At 53.2% G+C, this 18,896-nt stretch carries 20 protein-coding genes; 14 read left to right on the top strand and 6 right to left on the bottom strand.

The annotated features are described in order from the left end of the window. Window positions 1-12 precede the first annotated feature (12 nt). Window positions 13-3,621, bottom strand: coding sequence for a vitamin B12-dependent ribonucleotide reductase (locus tag HEQ61_RS02345; protein ID WP_168019115.1), 3,609 nt, complete (start codon window positions 3,619-3,621; stop codon window positions 13-15). 390 nt (window positions 3,622-4,011) lie between these two features. Here HEQ61_RS02345 and HEQ61_RS02340 point away from each other — a divergent pair, with 390 nt between their 5' ends. From HEQ61_RS02340 to HEQ61_RS02325, 4 genes are read left to right on the top strand one after another with little or no spacing between them, the layout of a single operon-like run. Further along, a complete protein-coding gene (locus tag HEQ61_RS02340; protein WP_168019113.1) occupies window positions 4,012-4,362 on the top strand; it encodes an NADH:ubiquinone oxidoreductase subunit NDUFA12 in 351 nt (116 codons plus the stop codon). After that, window positions 4,347-4,979, top strand: a complete 633-nt coding sequence (locus HEQ61_RS02335) for an outer membrane lipid asymmetry maintenance protein MlaD (protein WP_168019112.1) — start codon at window positions 4,347-4,349, stop codon at window positions 4,977-4,979. Before HEQ61_RS02340 ends, HEQ61_RS02335 begins: the two co-directional genes overlap by 16 nt. Continuing rightward, complete coding sequence (locus HEQ61_RS02330) at window positions 4,979-5,476, top strand: MlaD family protein (RefSeq protein WP_168019111.1); 498 nt, start codon at window positions 4,979-4,981, stop codon at window positions 5,474-5,476. The genes HEQ61_RS02335 and HEQ61_RS02330 overlap by 1 nt, the downstream gene beginning before the upstream one ends. Then, complete coding sequence (locus tag HEQ61_RS02325; RefSeq protein WP_168019274.1) at window positions 5,476-5,883, top strand: DUF2155 domain-containing protein; 408 nt, start codon at window positions 5,476-5,478, stop codon at window positions 5,881-5,883. The genes HEQ61_RS02330 and HEQ61_RS02325 overlap by 1 nt, the downstream gene beginning before the upstream one ends. Before the next feature lie 15 nt (window positions 5,884-5,898). Here the strand turns inward: HEQ61_RS02325 and aat are convergent, their stop codons facing one another. The 4 genes from aat to aroQ form a co-directional block, all read right to left on the bottom strand. Continuing rightward, window positions 5,899-6,537, bottom strand: coding sequence for a leucyl/phenylalanyl-tRNA--protein transferase (aat, locus tag HEQ61_RS02320; protein WP_168019110.1), 639 nt, complete (start codon window positions 6,535-6,537; stop codon window positions 5,899-5,901). A gap of 161 nt (window positions 6,538-6,698) precedes the next feature. After that, a complete protein-coding gene (accC, locus tag HEQ61_RS02315; protein ID WP_168019109.1) occupies window positions 6,699-8,042 on the bottom strand; it encodes an acetyl-CoA carboxylase biotin carboxylase subunit in 1,344 nt (447 codons plus the stop codon). A 20-nt stretch (window positions 8,043-8,062) separates the two neighbouring features. After that, the gene (locus HEQ61_RS02310; protein ID WP_168019108.1) at window positions 8,063-8,506 is read right to left on the bottom strand and encodes an acetyl-CoA carboxylase biotin carboxyl carrier protein; all 444 of its coding nucleotides are present in this window, start codon (window positions 8,504-8,506) and stop codon (window positions 8,063-8,065) included. Next, a complete protein-coding gene (gene aroQ, locus HEQ61_RS02305) occupies window positions 8,507-9,004 on the bottom strand; it encodes a type II 3-dehydroquinate dehydratase (RefSeq protein ID WP_168019107.1) in 498 nt (165 codons plus the stop codon). It lies immediately after the preceding gene. A 138-nt stretch (window positions 9,005-9,142) separates the two neighbouring features. On the opposite strand from aroQ, the gene thiS reads away from it, so the two are divergent. From thiS to HEQ61_RS02260, 10 genes are all read left to right on the top strand, one after another. Then, window positions 9,143-9,343: a sulfur carrier protein ThiS gene (thiS, locus tag HEQ61_RS11580; protein WP_168022321.1), complete on the top strand. Its 201-nt coding sequence runs from the start codon at window positions 9,143-9,145 to the stop codon at window positions 9,341-9,343. 3 nt (window positions 9,344-9,346) lie between these two features. After that, entirely contained in the window at window positions 9,347-10,141 is a 795-nt protein-coding gene (locus HEQ61_RS02300) for a bifunctional sulfur carrier protein/thiazole synthase protein (RefSeq protein WP_168022322.1), read from the top strand. 169 nt (window positions 10,142-10,310) lie between these two features. Continuing rightward, window positions 10,311-11,594, top strand: coding sequence for a flagellar hook protein FlgE (locus HEQ61_RS02295; protein WP_168019105.1), 1,284 nt, complete (start codon window positions 10,311-10,313; stop codon window positions 11,592-11,594). 203 nt (window positions 11,595-11,797) lie between these two features. Further along, a complete protein-coding gene (locus HEQ61_RS02290) occupies window positions 11,798-12,079 on the top strand; it encodes a hypothetical protein (protein WP_168019103.1) in 282 nt (93 codons plus the stop codon). A 94-nt stretch (window positions 12,080-12,173) separates the two neighbouring features. Further along, entirely contained in the window at window positions 12,174-13,358 is a 1,185-nt protein-coding gene (locus HEQ61_RS02285; RefSeq protein ID WP_168019101.1) for a phosphoserine transaminase, read from the top strand. Between the two features lie 178 nt (window positions 13,359-13,536). Then, the gene (locus HEQ61_RS02280; RefSeq protein ID WP_168019099.1) at window positions 13,537-14,826 is read left to right on the top strand and encodes an adenylosuccinate synthase; all 1,290 of its coding nucleotides are present in this window, start codon (window positions 13,537-13,539) and stop codon (window positions 14,824-14,826) included. A gap of 145 nt (window positions 14,827-14,971) precedes the next feature. Then, window positions 14,972-16,984 (top strand): protein kinase family protein, encoded by a 2,013-nt coding sequence (locus tag HEQ61_RS02275; protein ID WP_168019097.1) that lies wholly within the window; start codon window positions 14,972-14,974, stop codon window positions 16,982-16,984. After that, window positions 16,984-17,496: a hypothetical protein gene (locus tag HEQ61_RS02270; RefSeq protein ID WP_168019095.1), complete on the top strand. Its 513-nt coding sequence runs from the start codon at window positions 16,984-16,986 to the stop codon at window positions 17,494-17,496. The genes HEQ61_RS02275 and HEQ61_RS02270 overlap by 1 nt, the downstream gene beginning before the upstream one ends. A gap of 335 nt (window positions 17,497-17,831) precedes the next feature. Next, complete coding sequence (locus tag HEQ61_RS02265) at window positions 17,832-18,260, top strand: DUF423 domain-containing protein (RefSeq protein WP_168019093.1); 429 nt, start codon at window positions 17,832-17,834, stop codon at window positions 18,258-18,260. Continuing rightward, a complete protein-coding gene (locus tag HEQ61_RS02260) occupies window positions 18,235-18,609 on the top strand; it encodes a response regulator (protein ID WP_168019091.1) in 375 nt (124 codons plus the stop codon). The genes HEQ61_RS02265 and HEQ61_RS02260 overlap by 26 nt, the downstream gene beginning before the upstream one ends. Window positions 18,610-18,662: 53 nt before the next feature. On the opposite strand, the gene rpmG is transcribed toward HEQ61_RS02260, so the two are convergent. Beyond that, entirely contained in the window at window positions 18,663-18,830 is a 168-nt protein-coding gene (gene rpmG, locus HEQ61_RS02255; protein WP_066135890.1) for a 50S ribosomal protein L33, read from the bottom strand. Window positions 18,831-18,896 lie beyond the last annotated feature (66 nt).

The following is an 18,896-nucleotide window of genomic DNA, read 5'->3' as shown; positions in this document are numbered from 1 at the left end:
GTCCCTTTCTTTTTACGAGCAGCCGCTGGTCGAGCCGCATGTTTCGCATTTCATGCAAGTACCATTGCGGACCAGTGTGAAGTTGCCGCACTCCGTGCAGCTGTCACCTTCGTATCCTTTCAGGCGTGCTTCCCGGATACGATTGCTGCGATCAGCTGAAGGAGTGCTGGGAAGCGTACTGCCATAGCTGTTCCCGCCGCCCTGTGCTGTTTTCAGAACATACAGGTTGGACAGGTCAGCCGTGCGAACGTACCCCTTGGAAACAGTGCGTTCGACCAGGTTTTCACCCCATTGGTCCAAGTCACCTTCTTCATGGCCGTCGCCAATGGCATCGGGAACCAGGTCCGCAGGTTCAACATGGGCCAGATCGGTGCGACCCAAGTAGCTAACTGCAACCTCCCGGAAGATATAGTCAAGAATGGAAGTGGCCATTTTGATGGCGTCATTTCCCTCCACTACGCCGGACGGTTCGAAGCGGACAAAGGTAAATGCCTCGACGAACTCTTCCAGCGGCACGCCATATTGCAGGCCGATTGAAATGGCGATGGCAAAGTTATTCATCAAGGACCTGAAAGCCGCTCCTTCCTTGTGCATGTCAATGAACAGCTCGCCGAGCGTCCCATCCTCATACTCTCCTGTTCGCAGGTACACCTTGTGGCCGCCAACGACGGCTTTCTGGGTATATCCCTTGCGCCGGTCGGGAAGGCGACGGCGCACAGCTGTCCTGATCAGACGCTCCGTGACCTTTTCGGCCACAAGGGCAGCCCGCTGCGGAGAGGGCGCCTTGACAACTGTTTCAACAAGATCAATGGCATTTTCGGTATCGTCGTCGGGATGGGTATCCAGTACAGCCTGCAAGGGCTGCGACAATTTGGATCCATCACGATAGAGTGCGTTGGCTTTGAGTCCCAGTGACCACGATAGTTCATAGACACGTCGGCATTCTGCCACGGTGGCATGGTTTGGCATGTTGACGGTCTTTGAAATGGCACCAGAAATGAATGGCTGGGCCGCAGCCATCATCTGGATATGACTTTCAGCGGATAGAAACCGGGTCCCGGTGCGGCCACATGGGTTTGCGCAGTCAAAGACCGGCAGGTGTTCCGGTTTTAGATGAGGTGCTCCCTCTATGGTCATGGAGCCACATACCCACGTGTTGGCACGTTCAATCTGTTCCTGGTTGAAGCCAAGAGCCTTCAGCATGTCAAATCCCGGGTCATCGGTTATGGTGTTGCTGAAACCGAGAACGGTGCGGCAGAAATCATCTCCCAGCGTCCACTTGTTGAAGACAAAACGGATATCAAATGCAGATTTGAGGGCTTGTTCCAGCTTGTCCAGAACCTCGGGTGTGAAACCAAGACGGGAGAGGGCTTCATGGTTGATATCCGGGGCCTTTTCCAAGGATCCATGACCAAGGGCATGGGATACAATGGCATCAATCTCGGCATAGCGGTATCCGAGAGAATGCAGTGCCAGAGGGACCATACGATTGATGATCCGGAAGTATCCGCCCCCGGCCAGCTTCTTGAACTTCACCAGCGAAAAGTCCGGCTCTATGCCGGTGGTGTCACAGTCCATGACCAGCCCGATTGTCCCGGTGGGTGCGATGACACTGACCTGGGCATTGCGGAATCCGTGTCGTTTTCCCATTGAAAGGGCATGATCCCAGGATTGTCGGGCCATCTCTGTCAACTGGATATCGGTGCAGGCTGCGGCATTGAGGGGGGGTGGCGCAACGCTGAGGTCCTCGTACCCTTCTGTATGTCCATGGGCTGCCCGATGATGATTGCGGATTACACGCATCATATGCGGGGCGTTGTCGGCATATCCGGCGAAAGCCCCCAGTTCACTGGCAATCTCGGCAGAGGTTGCATAGGCAGTTCCGGTCATCAAGGCTGTGATGGCGGCACACGTAGCCCGGCCTTCCTCGCTGTCATAGGGGATGCCATTGGCCATCAGGAAGCCACCCAGGTTGGCATATCCCAGCCCGAGGGTACGGAAGCGGAACGACTGCTCGGCGATACGTGCTGACGGGAACTGTGCCATCATGACCGATATTTCAAGCACCAGCGTCCACAGGCGGCAGGCATGGGCAAAGGTGGCGCTGTTGAAGGTGCCATCTTTTTCCCGGAACGCCATCAGGTTCAGGGATGCCAGATTACAGGCTGTATCATCCAGAAACATATATTCGGAGCAGGGGTTTGATGCATTGATCCGGCCGGATACGGGACAGGTATGCCACTCGTTGATGGTGGTATCGAACTGGACCCCGGGATCGGCACAGGACCAGGCAGCTTCGGCAATGCGGTCCCACAGGTCTCGGGCCGGAACAGTTTTTGCTATTGTACCATCTGTGCGCTGTCGCAGGGTCCAGTCCTTGTTCTCGCGAACAGCTTCCAGGAACACATTACTGATCCTGACGGTGTTGTTGGAATTCTGGCCGGAAACCGTGGCATAGGCTTCGGAGTCCCAGTCTGTGCTGTATTCCGGGAAGGTGATATCGACAAAGCCTTCGGCTGCCAGCTGAAGGGTGCGGTGGATCAACGCTTCGGGAACATCGGCCTTGCGTGCTTCCCGGATGACCTTCTTCAGAGAGGCATTGCGATCCGGGTCACAGCGGGCTTCGGGCTCCCCCGTTGCATTCCGGCATGCAGCCAGCAGGGCACGTGTGTAGCGACGGATACTGCGCGATCCTGCGACAAGGGCGGCGACCTTCTGCTCCTCCCGCATTTTCCAGTCAATAAAGGACTCAATATCTGGATGGTCGATGTCAACAATAACCATTTTGGCAGCCCGGCGTGTTGTTCCGCCGGATTTGATCGCTCCGGCGGCCCTGTCGCCAATTTTCAGGAAACTCATCAAGCCAGACGACCGCCCCCCACCAGCCAAGGGTTCATTCTCTCCACGCAGGGTCGAGAAATTGCTGCCGGTTCCGGAACCGTATTTGAACAGGCGTGCTTCACGGACCCACAGGTCCATGATACCGCCATCCCCCACCAGATCGTCATTGACCGACTGAATAAAGCAGGCATGAGGTTGGGGGTGTTCGTATGCCGATGTCGAACGTGTCAGCTTTCCGCTTTGGTAATCAACGTAGAAATGCCCTTGTCCCTTGCTGTCGATCCCATAGGCCCAGTGCAGTCCTGTATTGAACCACTGTGGGGAGTTCGGGGCACCAATTTGGCGGGCCAGCATGTGACGTGTCTCGTCATAGAAGGCTGCAGCATCCTGTTCTGTTGAGAAGTAACCGCCTTTCCACCCCCAATAAGCCCATGTACCAGCCATGCGGTCAAAAACCTGCCGGGCATCATGCTCTCCCCCGCTGCGTTCGGCTTCCGGAAGAGAAGCCATGGCATCAACATCGGCAATGCGTCTTTGCAGAAAAGAGGGTACGCCCTTTTCCCGTACTGGTTTTACCGTCTTGGGGACGCCACGCTGCCGAAAGTATTTTTGTGCCAGGATATCGGTTGCAACCTGGCTCCAAGCAGAGGGAACAACGATATCGGCATGTCGGAACACCATCGAGCCGTCCGGGTTGCGAATTTCACTGGATGCTGTGCGGAATTCTATTCCGGCGTAAGCATCTTGGCTTTTGGTTGTGAACAGACGGTTGATCTTCATGGCGCTCTCAGCCTTTTTTCCGCTGGTGACATGCGGTTCTGCATCGCAGGTCTTCCGGAGGGTGTCCGGTGGATGATTTTTCTGTGAGACGCGATGCAAGCACAATATGTAGTGCTTCATTCGCTTCAACAACACTACATTACGATTTATGGCTGTCGCGAACAAATCAATTATCTGACCTGGACGGCAAAAAAAATGTTGTTCTCCGTCCAGGTTATTCCAATGCCGTGCCGTGTTTGTATCTGTGCACGCTGGACGCTGCCGGGGGTTTGCCTCATAATAAGGGGAGTGGTACCCTGTGAAGCCCCCTTCACAGGGCCTCTCCTGTTGATTTGTGCCGGTTAATGCTGGTACACCCTAGTTTCCTGTTCTCGAAGGAGGCGTGCGAGGATGATCACCGGCACCTTGGTACATACCCTGCTCTGCGGTCGCCAGGTTGGCACTGATGAGTTTGGAAATCGTTACTACGAGGCCCGGAAGAACCCGCGGACGGGGGAGCGCCGCCGTCGTTGGGTGCTCTTCAAGGGAGAGATTGAGGCATCAAAGGTGCCGCCCCACTGGCATGCTTGGCTGCATTATACGACGGACGCCCCGATAGTGGTGTCTACGCATGCTTGGGAGAAACCCCATACCAAGAATATGACGGGTTCCTCTTCTGCCTATGTTCCTCCCGGTGATGACCGGGCAGGTGGCCGGCGTGCCCCTGCGACCGGCGACTATGAGCCGTGGCGTCCGGCCTGAATGTTCAGAAAGCGGCTGTTCTCCTGATGTCAGTACGTATGGCGTCTCTGGTAACTTATCGGGACACGCTTGTCGGCGGTGTCGTTCTTGCCTGCCTTGCATTTGCTTTGGGCGCAAATGCTTTGGGGCGGAGTCGTTCCGAAGTGGCTGAGGGATATCTGCTGCGGGCCTCTTTCCACAGCGCAGAGGGTTTGTCTGTCGGTGCGGATGTACGTCTTGCCGGTGTTTCCGTTGGTCGCGTTTCTGCCCAGTCTTTGGGTGAGGCCGGTCGTGCTGATATTGATATGATCATTGCCAATAGTGTTTCCATTCCCTTGGACAGCGCTGCAATGATCGAGACCGATGGTCTTCTGGGGGCAAAATATATTGAAATACAGCCTGGTGGCGACGACGATCTTCTGAAGGCAGGACAGACTTTCGGGTATACGCAGGATTCACTGGTTCTTGAGGACTTGCTGGGGCGTGTTCTGGAGATGGCACGCAATAGGCAGTCGAAACTTGTTCCGCCGTCCTGTCCCGTAACAAGGGATCCGGGCGTTTTACCAAGGCAGGATGTATCTCCGGATGATGAGCAGCACACACGGGCTACAACCCGGATGGACAAGCAGGAAGGCTGATGACACGTAATCCTATTGAAACCGTGATAGGCGCTCTTGTACTGGCCGTGGCTCTGCTCTTTCTGCTCTTCGCTTGGCAGAGTGCAGATCTTCGTCCCGTTTCCGGATACCCTGTGCACGTCCAGTTTAACAAGGTTGGTGGTCTTGCTGTTGGTGCGGATGTTCGTATCTCTGGCATCAAGGTGGGTAGTGTCAGCCGCCAGTTTCTTGATAATCAGACCTATCGGGCCATTGTGTCGCTCTCCATTATGCCCGGGGTTCAACTTCCGGAAGATACCGTTGCCAGTATTGCATCTGATGGCCTTCTGGGCGGCAAGTTTGTCCGACTGGAACCTGGTCAGAGTCGTTCCTTCCTGCAATCAGGCGGAACGATCGCGAACAGTCAGGATTTCCGGTCTGTGGAAGATATGGTGAGTGAACTGATTTTCCTTGCGACGAAGGAACCTGCTTCCACTGGTGCTATTCCGGTGCCCGACAAAGGGTCTGTACCAGAGTGATGGGGGCATTGGAAGCCCGGACTGAATTCTTGCTGCGCACCTTGTGTGTGTTGCTGGTTGTTGTCGCTGAGGTATTGGTTGTTACGCCGTCCGATGCTGCTGAAACAATCGAGCGGCGTATGGCTGTTTTGCGTTGGTTGGATAAAGCCGCTGCCAGAGTTCAGACCATGGAAGTTGAAGTGAACCGCACCTTCCAGATCCAAACGCTTCAGATTATCGCCCGTGCGTGCGTCGAACGCCCTCCTGAGGAGCCACCTGAAAGTGCTGTTTTTCTCGATGTGTGGGAAAATAAAGCCAATCAGCCAGCTGTCGAGGTCTTCCGTGGTTGGATGTATGCTTCCAGCCCTGGCTTGTCTGCTATGGAGCATCCTGTTTATGACATCTGGGTTCTGGACTGCAAGGAATAGTAAGAAGACCATATCTTAGTAGATATGGCTTCTGATCATCCATGCTGGTGCATGAGCCGGGAACGTTGCCTGAACCACGATAGCCGAAGCCAGCATAGACCGATATTCGTTTTTCGGCACTTGTCGTGCTCCAAACCGTGACAAATGGTCCGTTATGAACTGGGTGTCGAGAAGCGTGAAGCTACCTAGGCGCAGGCGTCCCACCAAATGGCACAGTGCTACTTTTGAAGCATCTGTTGCGCGTGAGAACATGCTTTCTCCAAAGAATGCGCCGCCCAGTGCCAAGCCATAAAGTCCACCAACCAATACGTCCTCCGTATTCCATGTTTCGATGGAATGGGCGAGCCCCATATCGTGCAGTTCATTGAAAAGGGACGCAATTTCTTTGTTAATCCACGTGTCAGGTCTGGTCGTTGTTGCTTCTGCGCATCCTTGTATGACCTCGGCAAACGCCTTGTTACAGGTTACGTGGAAGCGATCACTGCGCAGTGTTTTCCGCAATGATCGGGAAATATGGAAGTTTGTATCCAAGGGCAGTATGCCCCGTTCGTCCGGATCAATCCAGTATACCGTGGGATCACCCTGTGAGCGTGCCATTGGGAAAACGCCGTAGGCATAGGCTCTTAGCATAAGTTCTGGTGTGATGGGCGTCATTGATCCCCACAGCAAAGGGAAAACTCGGCCTGCTCAGGATAAGGTGCCTGTGTCAGATCGTCAGCGCATTTCCGTGATGCAGCCTGAAATGTGCCGTTCCTGAAAAGAGTGCCCATGGAAAAATCCCCCGTATGGAACGGGGGATGGAAGCAACCAACATTTCATTTGGAACGAGACAAGAATTCTTCAAGCCATCGAATATCATAGGCACCATTCTGGAAGTCATTGTCTTCCAGCAGTTGGCGATGCAGAGGAATTGTTGTATCGATACCACCGACAACAAATTCTCCCAAAGCACGACGCAGGCGCATCAGGCATTCGTTGCGACTGGTGCCATGGACAATCAGTTTTGCAATCATGCTGTCATAGTGAGGGGGAACCTTGGCCCCGGAAAACAGCCCGGAATCAACACGAACGCCCAACCCGCCGGGTTGGTGAAAGTCATTGATCTGGCCTGGGCAGGGCCGGAAAGTTTCCGGATCCTCGGCATTGATGCGGCATTCGATGGCATGCCCGGAAAATGTGATGTCAGATTGGCTGTAACCCAAGGGAGCGCCATTGGCGATGCGTAGTTGCTCGCGAACCAGGTCAAGGCCAGTGACGGCTTCGGTGACAGGGTGTTCCACCTGTAGCCTTGTGTTCATTTCGATGAAAAAGAATTCACCATTTTCATACAGGAACTCAATCGTTCCTGCATTTCTGTAACCCAAGCGCCGTATGGCGGCTGTTGCAATATCTCCGATGCGTTCGCGCTCTTCGCTGTTCAGGGCTGGAGAGGGCGCTTCCTCCAGAACTTTTTGGTGGCGACGTTGCAAGGAGCAGTCGCGTTCTCCCAAGTGAACGACGTTCCCGTGGTTGTCTGCCAGTATCTGGATTTCAATATGTCTGGGATTACCCAAGTATTTTTCCATATAGACTTCAGCATTGCCAAAAGCACTCAGCGCTTCAGCCCGGGCCGTAGACCAAGCTTCGGCCAGTTCATCACGCGAGTTGGCAACTTTCATGCCGCGCCCTCCCCCTCCGGCGCTGGCCTTGATCAGAACGGGGAAGCCTGTTGTATCAGCAACAGCATGGGCTTCTTCCAAGGTTTCAACAGCCCCCGGTGATCCAGGTACGACGGGCAAGCCAACATCTACGGCTGCTTTTTTGGCAGTAACCTTGTCGCCCATCAAACGGATATGGTCCGGGCTGGGGCCGATCCACGTAATGCCGTGTTCTTCCACCATGTGGGCAAAGTCGGCATTCTCCGACAGGAAACCATAACCGGGGTGAATGGCATCAGCACCGGTTATGACGGCCGCAGAGATGATCGCAACCTTGTTCAGGTAGCTGTCACGCGTGGCAGGCGGGCCAATGCACACGGATTCATCAGCCAATCTAACATGCATGGCCCCGGCGTCTGCTGTGGAGTGTACAGCCACGGTCTTTATGCCCATCTCACGGCAGGCACGGTGAATCCGCAGGGCAATTTCACCACGATTGGCAATAAGCACTTTATCGAACATTGATGTTTCCGTCGCGCTGCTTATTCAATGATGGCCAAGGGTTCGCCGTGCTCGACAGGCTGTTTGTCGCTGACAAGAATCTGGACGACGCGCCCTGCGCAATGCGCTGTGACCGGGGTATAGGTCTTCATGGCCTCTATCAGCATCAGGGTCTGCCCTTGGCTGACAGTTTGTCCGACGGACACGAAGGGAGCCTCTCCCGCGCCTGGAGCCAAATAAGCTACCCCAACCATTTTTGAAACAACGGTACCCGGGTGCAGGGCTTGTGGTTCATCCGCAGTTGATCTGGTCGCTGGCGCTGCCAAGGGTGCTGCTGCCGGTGCTGCATGGGTGACAACGGTAGCCGCCTTGCCAACGCGGATACGCAGGGCCTCTGTTTCGTACTCAATCTCATGCAGGCCTGTATCATCCAGCAAAGAAGCAAGCTGGCGGATGGCTTCGCTGTTGATAGTGGTCTTGCTCATTTATTTCTCTTTCTGTTTCTGGTCGGTCAGCAGCGCATTCAGCGCATCCAGGGCCAAGATGTACCCGTGGCTTCCCAAGCCGCAGATCATTCCGTGGGCAGCCCGGGCAATCCAGGAGTTATGGCGAAAAGGTTCACGCCGGTGAATGTTTGTCAAATGCACCTCTATTGCGGGGATCTGGACCGAAAGAAGGGCATCCATCAACGCAATGGACGTATGTGTGTAGGCTGCGGCGTTTATCACAAGGCCACCGAAGGCCCCGGGTGCTTCCTGTACCCAGGAGACCAGTTCGCCTTCATGGTTGGACTGCCTGAAAGCCAACGTCATCCCCAGCCCTGCCGCATGCGTATGGCACATTGCCTCTATGTCAGCCAGTGTTTCATGGCCATAGAGGTCTGGTTGCCGTGTTCCCAGCATATTAAGGTTGGGTCCATTCAGGATCATAACCGATGTGCGCACGCGTCTTGACCTGCCGTACAGGGTGAAGGGAAATGACATAACGTGGCTTCTGCATAGCCCAAAGCGGACTTTCGGGCAACAGGGACCGTGATGTGTTGCCAAGAGAGGCCTGTCGGCCCATATTCCGTCTGTAGCCGGCCAATCAGCCCTTTGCCCCGTTAATTGTGGATTGCGTTTATGGAATTGATTGTCAATGGAGAACGTCACGCTGTGGCTCAGCGGGTGACTGTGCAAGAGTTTCTCGATTCTGTCGGATTGGACGCCCGCAAGGTCGCGGTTGAGCGTAACCGTGAGATTGTAATCCGTTCGGCTTATGGGCAAACACTCCTCGATGAGGGCGACAGGATTGAGATCGTTCATTTTATTGGAGGTGGCTGAGCCATGGCCGAGGCGCTGGTGTGTGAGCGTGCGGATACTTTCAGCATTGCGGGAAAGGTGTTCGCGTCCCGTTTGCTGGTCGGGACCGGTAAGTACAAGGATTTTGAGGAAACAGCGCTGGCCATAGAGGCATCAGGCGCCGAGATCGTTACAGTGGCCGTACGCCGGGTCAATATAGCAGATCCGGGGCAGCCGATGCTGGTCGATTATGTCAGCCCCAAGCGGTACACCTATCTGCCCAATACGGCAGGCTGCTTTACAGCCGATGATGCCGTACGGACGCTGCGCCTTGCGCGTGAGGCCGGGGGGTGGAATCTGGTGAAGCTGGAGGTGCTGGGGGATCAGAAAACGCTGTATCCGAACATGCCAGAAACCCTGAAGGCGACGGAAGAGCTTATTCGGGACGGCTTCCAAGTGATGGTATATTGCTCTGATGATCCCATACAGGCCCATATCCTTGAGGATATGGGGTGTGTCGCCATCATGCCTTTGGGTTCCCTTATCGGGTCAGGGCTTGGTATTCTGAATCCTGTCAATATCCGTCTTATCAAAGAGCAGGCCAAAGTTCCTGTGCTGGTTGATGCCGGCGTCGGAACAGCATCGGATGCAGCGGTTGCAATGGAACTGGGTTGCGATGGCGTTCTGATGAATACCGCTATTGCGGGGGCACGGAACCCTGTTCAGATGGCCTTGGCCATGAAGTTGGCTGTTGAGTCCGGTCGCTTGGCTTATCTGGCTGGTCGGATGCCCAAGAAACTTTATGCCGATCCATCATCGCCCTTGGCTGGGCTGATATGAACAGCAGGCCGGCAAAATATGCCGGCTTTCAGTGGGACAGGGAGGTCTGGAGAGACCTCCCGTTCTTTTTAGATCATTGATTTAGAAAGACTCTCTCTTCTGGCCCCTGTCTTGCTTCTGGGTCAATCGCTCTTACGGTGTGTGGCCGGCTTTGCAAGCGAGGGGTACCATGGCGATTTTCGGAGTTCTGAATACATCCGGTACAGCTATGAATGCGCACAGTGTTCATATGCACCAGATCAGTACGAATATCGCCAATCTGAATACGACGTCCTATAAAGATATCGAGACGCATTACCAGACCCTGAAGAACAGGGTAGGCCCTCTTGGTAATTTTTTCGGGGTTAAGACGGCTGAAATTCGTCGTGTGGAGGAGCAGGGGCTTGTAGCGCCCACGGCACGTTATTTGGACGTGGCAATCAATGGAGCCGGTTTTTTTGTGCTTAACACTGCGGTTGATGGGTCGGGAGAGCAAAAGTATACGCGTGACGGCTCGTTTACCGGCGAGGTTTATGTCCGGGGTGGGGACACAAATGGGGATGGCCTTCCTGACCAAGGGACGCACTTGGTAACCCGGAGTGGCGTTTACGTCATGGGTTACAAGGCTGCGGAGGACGGAACATTCTCCAGCGCCATGTCAGCGATTGACTATTCCAATGAAGCCATCGATCCTGGACGAGCAACATCCAAGGTTGAGTTGCGCGGGAATGTACCGGCAACGGAACTGCAGAAAATTACCTACCGTCTCAATGTTCCTGTTATTCAGCAAATTACGTCTCCAGAAGGTGTTCCGCAAACTGTAACACATGGGGTTCGTCTTGCTTTTACCCCACGGGATGCTGTTCCGGGGGGCTGGACCTTGGTGCCATCAGGCGATGCTGGCATCACAAGTGTGACCACGACGCCTAATGAAATTAAGTTTACAGGTGAAGGTAAACTTGATGTGGCTGCTTCAGGCGGGGGAATAACAACCCTGACAATCACATATGATGGAGGTCAAACGCAGGATGTTGCCGTTGATCTCAGGCAAATGACGCAGTTCAGTGGTGGTGATGACCTGGAGCTGCGTCAGCTGATACAGGATGGTTATACAGCCAGTGTCATGCGTGATGTTTACTTCAACAGCGAAGGGGTTATGCTGGGACGTTTTTCCAATGGCGTTGAGAAGCCCCTGTACAAGTTGCCAATTGCAACATTTCCAGCCCCCCAGAAGCTTGATCTCCAGAATAACAACATCTACGCAGCGACAGAAGAAGCAGGGAAACCCACAATCAAGTCTCTTAGCCCTGATGACAGAATATCAGAATTTGTCGGGAGTGCCTTGGAGTACTCAAATGTCAGACTTGAGGACCAGTTCAGTCGCATGATTATCACGCAGAGGGCCTATAGCAGTGCAGCCACAGTCTTCAGGACTGGTGATGAAATGGCAAAGACAACACGCGATATGTTCTAGGTCTTATAGGCGTGGATAATCTTATGTGTCTGTTCAGAATAAAATGAACACTCAAGGATAAAAATATCCTCACTTTTTTCCGTGGAAACATGGGGGAAATTATACTCTATTACTATCTGAATGTTGTGATAACTCCGTGCCTTGGTTGTCAACCATGTCGGCCATCGCGCGGGTAGTGGGGTGTGTTATCCAGGAGGCATATCGTGGGGGATTCTGGTAGGCGTGTTGATGCCCGTACCAAAAGCGGGGACAGGATGATTGTGTGGAAGGGAATCGTTGATCGTGGTTTTCACAGTATTCTCCGTCGGTTGGATCCCTTGTGGCATCGTGCCTTTACGTCCTTTGACCGGGTGCGTGAAGAAATTGAAATGGATCGGCATCGCCGCCAGATCCTTGGTCTTGACGAGCGTCTTTTGAGAGATGTCGGTTTGAGTGCTGCAGATGCCTGGAAGATTGCCCGCCGTCGCGATAACCGGGGCAAATAGCGAAACCGTGGGCTGATATTTTGCATTTCTATCTGGCTGTGACAGAGTTATCTTTCGCACCCTTGTTTTTACTTCTGTCGCAGAGCATTCGTTCATGTCAGAAAAACCGGCTCGTTATCCCCGGCGTCCCTTCTTTTCGTCCGGCCCGTGCGCCAAGCGACCGGGGTGGTCGCCTTCGGCTCTTGAGGGTGCCCTTCTTGGGCGTTCGCACCGCTCTGCTGCCGGACGTGCCAAGCTGGAAGAGGTTATTACCCGCCACCGGGATCTGTTGTACATCCCCGAAGATTGGCGGCTGGCGATTGTGCCAGCATCGGATACTGGTGCCGTCGAGATGGCAATGTGGAATCTCCTTGGTGCGCGCGGAGTTGATGTTCTGGCTTGGGAAGTCTTTGGGCGGATCTGGGCCGATGATGCACGTGATCAGCTACGTCTGCCTGATTTAAGAATTTATGATGCTGCCCCGGGCTATTTACCGGACTTGGCACAGGTAGATTGGTCCCGTGATGTTGTTTTTCCATGGAATGGCACAACATCGGGCGTTTGCATCCCCCATGCAGACTGGATCGCGGATGATCGCAAGGGGTTGGCGATTTGTGATGCAACGTCGGCTCTTTTTGCCATGGATGTGCCGTGGAAGAAACTGGACGTTGTAACATGGTCTTGGCAGAAGGCCTTGGGTGGTGAGGCAGCCCACGGCATGCTGGCTCTTGGTCCACGCGCTGTCGAGCGCCTCCATTCCTATACGCCGCCTTGGCCTTTGCCCAAGATTCTGCGTTTGACGACAGGAAGGCAGCTGAATGAGGCCCTTTTTACTGGTGAAACACTCAACACGCCTTCGCTTTTGTGTGTAGAGGATATTCTGGATGCCCTGAAGTGGGCGGAGGATCAGGGGGGGCTTCAGGCCTTGCAGAAGAAGTCCTCGCAAACGTTGGCTCTTGTTCGTGAATGGGTTGACAGGTCGCAATGGGCTGCTTTTCTGGCCGAGGATCCGGCAACCGTCTCTTGTTCCTCCATCTGCCTGAAAGTCGTTGCGCAGTGGTTTCTGGATCTTCAGCCTGAACGGCAAGTTGCCACGGCTCGTGCCATAACGGATTTGCTTGAAGCAGAAGGGGTTGGTTTCGATCTGGCATCCTATCGTGGCATCGTCCCCGGTATTCGTATATGGGCTGGTGCCACAGTTCTGACCGATGATGTGGCATGTCTTCTGCCGTGGCTGGACTGGGCAGTGGAGACTGTATCCAGAAACACAAAAAATAGTATGCAGGATATCCGTATTTGAGGTTGCCTGGTTCTGCGACAATAGGATAAAGAGTGTTACCGCCGGTCATGGGGTTCCCGTGGCCGGCGGAGCCTTGTGCGGCCTGTCTTATTGTCCGATAGAGCCCGTATTGCATGGTTTCAGTTTTTGTGTGTGGTCGTCGTTGTATGGCGTCCTCTCTGAAGCAAGGAAAGCTTCCATGAGCAATGTGGTTGTTATCGGTTCCCAGTGGGGGGATGAGGGCAAAGGCAAGGTTGTTGACTGGCTTGCTTCCCGGGCCGATGTCGTGGTCAGGTTTCAGGGTGGGCATAACGCCGGTCACACACTGGTTGTGAATGGAACGTCCTATAAGTTGAGTCTGTTGCCGTCGGGTGTCGTCCGCGGCACTCCGTCTGTGATTGGTAACGGCGTCGTTATCGACCCGTGGGCGTTGTCCCGCGAGATTGAGGTTTTGTCTGGCCAAGGCGTTACGGTTACGCCCGATGTTCTGATGATTGCCGATAATTGTGCCCTTATTTTGCCATTGCATGGTCATCTGGATCGTGCGCGTGAAGAGGCTGCCGGCAAGGGGAAAATCGGGACCACCGGGCGTGGTATCGGGCCTGCTTATGAAGACAAGGTAGCGCGCAGGGCAATCCGGGTTTGCGATCTTGCTGACCCCGATTCTCTGGATATGAAGATTGATCGCCTGCTGACGCATCATAATGCCTTGTTGAAGGGGTTGGGGGCGAAGACTCTGGATGCAGCTTCGATCCGGGCAGAGCTGGAAGAGATCGCCCCGCACATTCTGCCCTATGCGCGCCCTGTATGGCGCGAGCTGGCGGCTTATCGCAAGATGGGCAAGAGAATTTTGTTCGAAGGTGCCCAAGGGGCTCTTCTTGACGTTGATCACGGAACGTACCCCTTTGTAACGTCGTCAAATACGTTGGCAGGACAGGCTGCGGTTGGCTCGGGTATGGGGCCTGGCGGTATTGGATATGTTCTCGGGATTACAAAGGCTTATACGACCCGTGTAGGTGAGGGGCCATTTCCGACGGAATTATTTGACAACAAGGGTGAACGTCTTGGTGTTCGTGGGCATGAATTTGGTACAGTGACCGGGCGCAAGCGCCGTTGTGGTTGGTTTGATGCTGTTCTTGTGCGCCAGTCCGTGAAACTTGGTGGAATCGACGGCATTGCCCTGACCAAGCTTGATGTGCTTGACGGCTTTGATACCCTCAAGGTCTGCGTTGCTTACCGCCTTGATGGAAAAGAGATTGATTATTTTCCTTCGTCCATGAGTGAGCAGGCACGTGTTGAGCCTGTTTTCGAGGAGATGGAAGGATGGACCCAGAGCACGGAAGGCGCACGATCGTTTGCAGAGCTGCCGGCGACGGCTGTCAAGTATGTGCGCCGTATAGAGGAATTGATTGAAGCCCCTGTTGCTCTTCTTTCAACCAGCCCTGAGAGAGATGACACGATTCTGATGCACGATCCGTTCGAGGATTAATCCAGTACCTTCGTCTCTGTTTCAATGCGGCTCGGTTGACAGGACTGGGCCGTATTCTTTTTCAGTCATTTATCATTTAGAAAATTCTGGTAACCTGCATGAGAAAAGCTGATCACAAGTCAGTTTCTTGGCGGGGATGCGTAGGATGCCAAGCGGGGGTGATACAGCCGAAACTGTCGTTCTGCGGGATCGTTTTACAATTGATCCCTCTATGCCCCTGCAAGATCTCAATATGCCTCATGCTGATGCGTATCATGCCGAAGACCGCCGTGGGTCTGGTAAGCCGGTCTATGCGCTCGTATGTCGTACAGATCTTCCTGTGCGTATTGGAGCCATGCGCGCCCTGAAGGGGGTTCAGTCTCCTGGCCTCTTGCAATTACTGGAATGGGGTACGGTAGAGTGGCCTGCCTTGGGGCGCAAGGTGATGGTTGTTGTCTACGATCGTCCTTCCGGCGGTCGAGTTCTGCCGGCTCCCGGTCAGCGGTTCGATCCGATATCAGAGGTTAATTTCGTCAAGAAAGTCTTTCGCCCACTGTATCACGCCTTGAATGAAATATCCCAGCATGGGGTAACGCATCGGGCTATCCGGCTTGACAATATGTATTGGTTTGACAAGGAGAAAGAACGTCTGGTTCTGGGTGACTGCACGACATCACCACCGGGATACGATAATCCGCCAGCTTATGAGCCTGTTGAATACGCTATGTGTATACCGGAGGGGAGAGGAAGCGGAACCCTGAAGGAAGACATGTATGCGTTGGGTATCACGTGTATTGGCCTGATGAATGGGCGTGATTACGTCTCCCAGCTGTCTGATGTTGACGTTGTCCTGTCAAAATTGGCGCATTCAACATATGCCAATTATGCGGGCGAGGGACGTGTGCCCATGAATTTCCTGGAAATTATAAAAGGGCTTGTTGCTGATGAGCAACGGGACCGCTGGGGGTTGGAAAGTGTGGACATGTGGTTGAACGGTCGACGTCTTACCCCTATACAGCCACAGCCAGCGCGGCGATCACAGAGACCTTTTAAATTCGAGGGAAAGGACTACACATCAGCCAGAGAGCTCGCCAATGCCATGGCCATGAACTGGGATGCCGCTTTGGCCCCTATTCTGGATGGTCGTCTGGAAATATGGTTACGGCGTGGGTTGGAAGTCATAGAGCTGGCCGATGCTGTTGCATTGGCTATCCGTATGAGCCAGGCCGTCCAGATAGAAGCCCGTCAGGTTAATGATCTGACTATTGCACGCGTCTTGATGTTGATGGACCCCCGTGCGCCAGTGCGTTATCGGGATATTCATGTGCATCCCGAGGGACTTGGGAATGCGTTGGCTGTGACTATTATGCAAAAGAAAGCTCTGCGGCCTTATGTAGAAATTATTGGCCGGGAATTGGTGAAGTACTGGGTTGAGGCCCAAGGGTATCATGATGCAGAGCTGGGGCATTTTGAAAGTCAGGCGAAGGAGCATGCCGGCAATCTGAGTACAACAATGATGGGGTATGGTATAGAGAGGTGCGCATATGAAATGAGTGATACTCTCCATTGCCTTAGTCCTCTTGTAGAAGCGGAGTACGTGAGTGAGATCAGGGAGCTGCTTCCAGCTCTGGATCGCGTTTCGTCCAAGGTTGATCCGAAGACACAGGTTGTTGATCGTCATATAGCGGCATATATCGCGGTGAAGTGGCAGCGTGACACCAAGGTGCAGTTTCGTGCCATGGCGGAACCAGATGTATACAGGGCAACGTTGGGTATGGTCAGTCTCTTGGCCGTTTTGCAGTGGCGCCTTGGCCCCCCTGCCTTGCATGGGCTATGTGGCTGGATTGGTGGGCAGTTGGGACCCATTATAAACAGCTATCACAGCCGTATTCGGCGTAAAGATTTGGAGGAGCAAATCCCCAACCTGGTTCGCAAAGGGAGCTTGCCAGAGCTTTATAATACCTTGGACAATCAGGAGGAACGACAAAAGGATGCAGAAGGATTTGCCTGGGCCAGGGCAGAGTACAGTTCTGCCGAACAGAAAATCCGTAGTTTTGAGCAGGGAAATCTTGTCAGGGATGAAAGGGGTTATGCACGGGGGCAGCAAATGGGCGCCCTGTTGTCTGTTGCTGTTGCGCTTTTAACTGTTACGACGCTTGTTTTCCTGAGGATGATATAATGGCAGGCGATCCCAAGAATGCGTCGGTTGCCAGGAAGAAGTCGGGTGGGAATATTATTACCCTTCTGCTTATCATTCCTCTTATTTTTATGTTTATGCCGACGTTCATATTTCTGACTATCGTCATGATGCCAAGCCTTGTAGCCTTTGTTGTTGACAGAAGCAAGCAACGCTATGGGGCCATAACAGTTGGGGGAATGAATTTTGCGGGCTGTTTCCCATGGCTGATGGATCTTTGGCTACGTGATCACTCGGTGCCGCATGTCCTTGATCTTTTAACTAATGTCTGGGCGCTGATTGTCATTTTTGGTAGTGCAGGGCTTGGATGGATTTTATCCTCTACCGCTCCGTTTCTGGCCTCAACAATTATGTCTGTGACCTCAACGCACAAAATTGCTGGACTGCAGGCACGTCAGAAGCAACTCTTGGAAGAGTGGGGGGCAGAAGTCTCCCGTGCAGATACAGGCGAAGATATTCTGGCGGCTGATACTCCTGTCACAGAGGAAGAGTAAGCATACATATATCAGACTATCTATGTTGCAAAAACAGACGTATTTTTCTGTTTATTGTTTATCTGGGCGGTCAAGATGGAGCTTCTGGTTAATGGCCCATGTTTTATAGGTATAGCTGTTCTTCTGGCTTGCTTGGTTGGTGTTTAGCGAGGACAATGGCCTTGGGTTCGACGGAATCGTACACCGCATCTTTCGTTTCTGCGACGTAAGAGAGTCAGACGCTCTTGCTGCTACGATGGTGGCTGCGTTGTATAGATCCACTTTCCCTCAAAAGCGCACTAGGCGGGGCTGTTTGCTCCGCCTCTTTTTTTACACAAGAGCTTGGAGAAGATGCGATGCCTTTGATGATGATCTGGGCTTCCGTTAACGGCTTCGTTGCAATTATCCTTGCGGCTTGGGCAAGCCATGGGGGCGTCATCGAAGGTTCTTATGAAAGCAGCTTGATCACGAAAGCATCATATTATCAGTTGGTTCATTCTACTGTTATCATGTGGGTTGCCATTCTGGCTGAAAGATCCATTTTATTTCGTATTGCGGGCCTCTTCTTTGGGTCGGGACAGATTTTGTTTTGTGGCTCTCTCTATCTGATCGCGTTCTTGGATGTTCCTGCCGATCATGGAGCGCCACTTGGTGGAATCAGCTTTATGGCAGGATGGGTGATGTGTGTTTTTGCGGGTGCCAAGCATGGTGCTCAAGGTAGGAAAATACTAGATAAGGTGGGCGAGGGGGCATATCGGAATGCGCAAGTTGATCTTGATCGTTGAAGATAATGAACTGAATATGCGGCTTTTTAATGACCTGTTGCAGGCCAGTGGATACGAAACCCTGCAAGCGAGAGATGGGCGGAATGTGACTGATCTGGTTCGTCGTAGTCAACCTGACCTTATACTTATGGATATTCAACTGCCGGAGATTTCCGGAATGGAGATAATCCGTGATCTTAAAAAAGACCCCGAGTTATGCTCAATACCCGTCATTGCCATAACGGCCTTCGCTATGTCCGATGATGAGCGCAGAATCCGGGAAAGTGGGTGCGATGGCTATATATCAAAGCCGATAGAGGTTTCTGGTTTTCTGGAGACGGTAAAGCGTGTTTTGGATAGGGCGCACTAAAAAACCGGCACCCTTTATTCTCGGGGATGCCGGCTTTTACGGAGCGAGCTCTCTTACTTCATCTTCGTTTCACGAAACAGGACATGCTTCCGCACAACTGGATCGTATTTGCGAAATTGAAGCTTTTCCGTGATATTGCGAGGATTCTTCTTGGCAATGTAGAAGTACCCGGTATCTGCGGTGCTCTCAAGCTTGATCTGAATAGTGGTCGGCTTCGCCATAACCCGAATTCCTGAACCCGAAATATTACCCGAGCCGCGAAGCATACAGATAATATTGAGAGAGTC

Origin of the sequence: Haematospirillum sp. H4485, assembly GCF_012102745.1 — a bacterium.
Taxonomy (GTDB): domain Bacteria; phylum Pseudomonadota; class Alphaproteobacteria; order Rhodospirillales; family Rhodospirillaceae; genus Haematospirillum.
The sequence above is the reverse complement of the archived record's forward strand: the minus strand, read 5'-3'. Positions and strand labels throughout refer to the sequence as shown.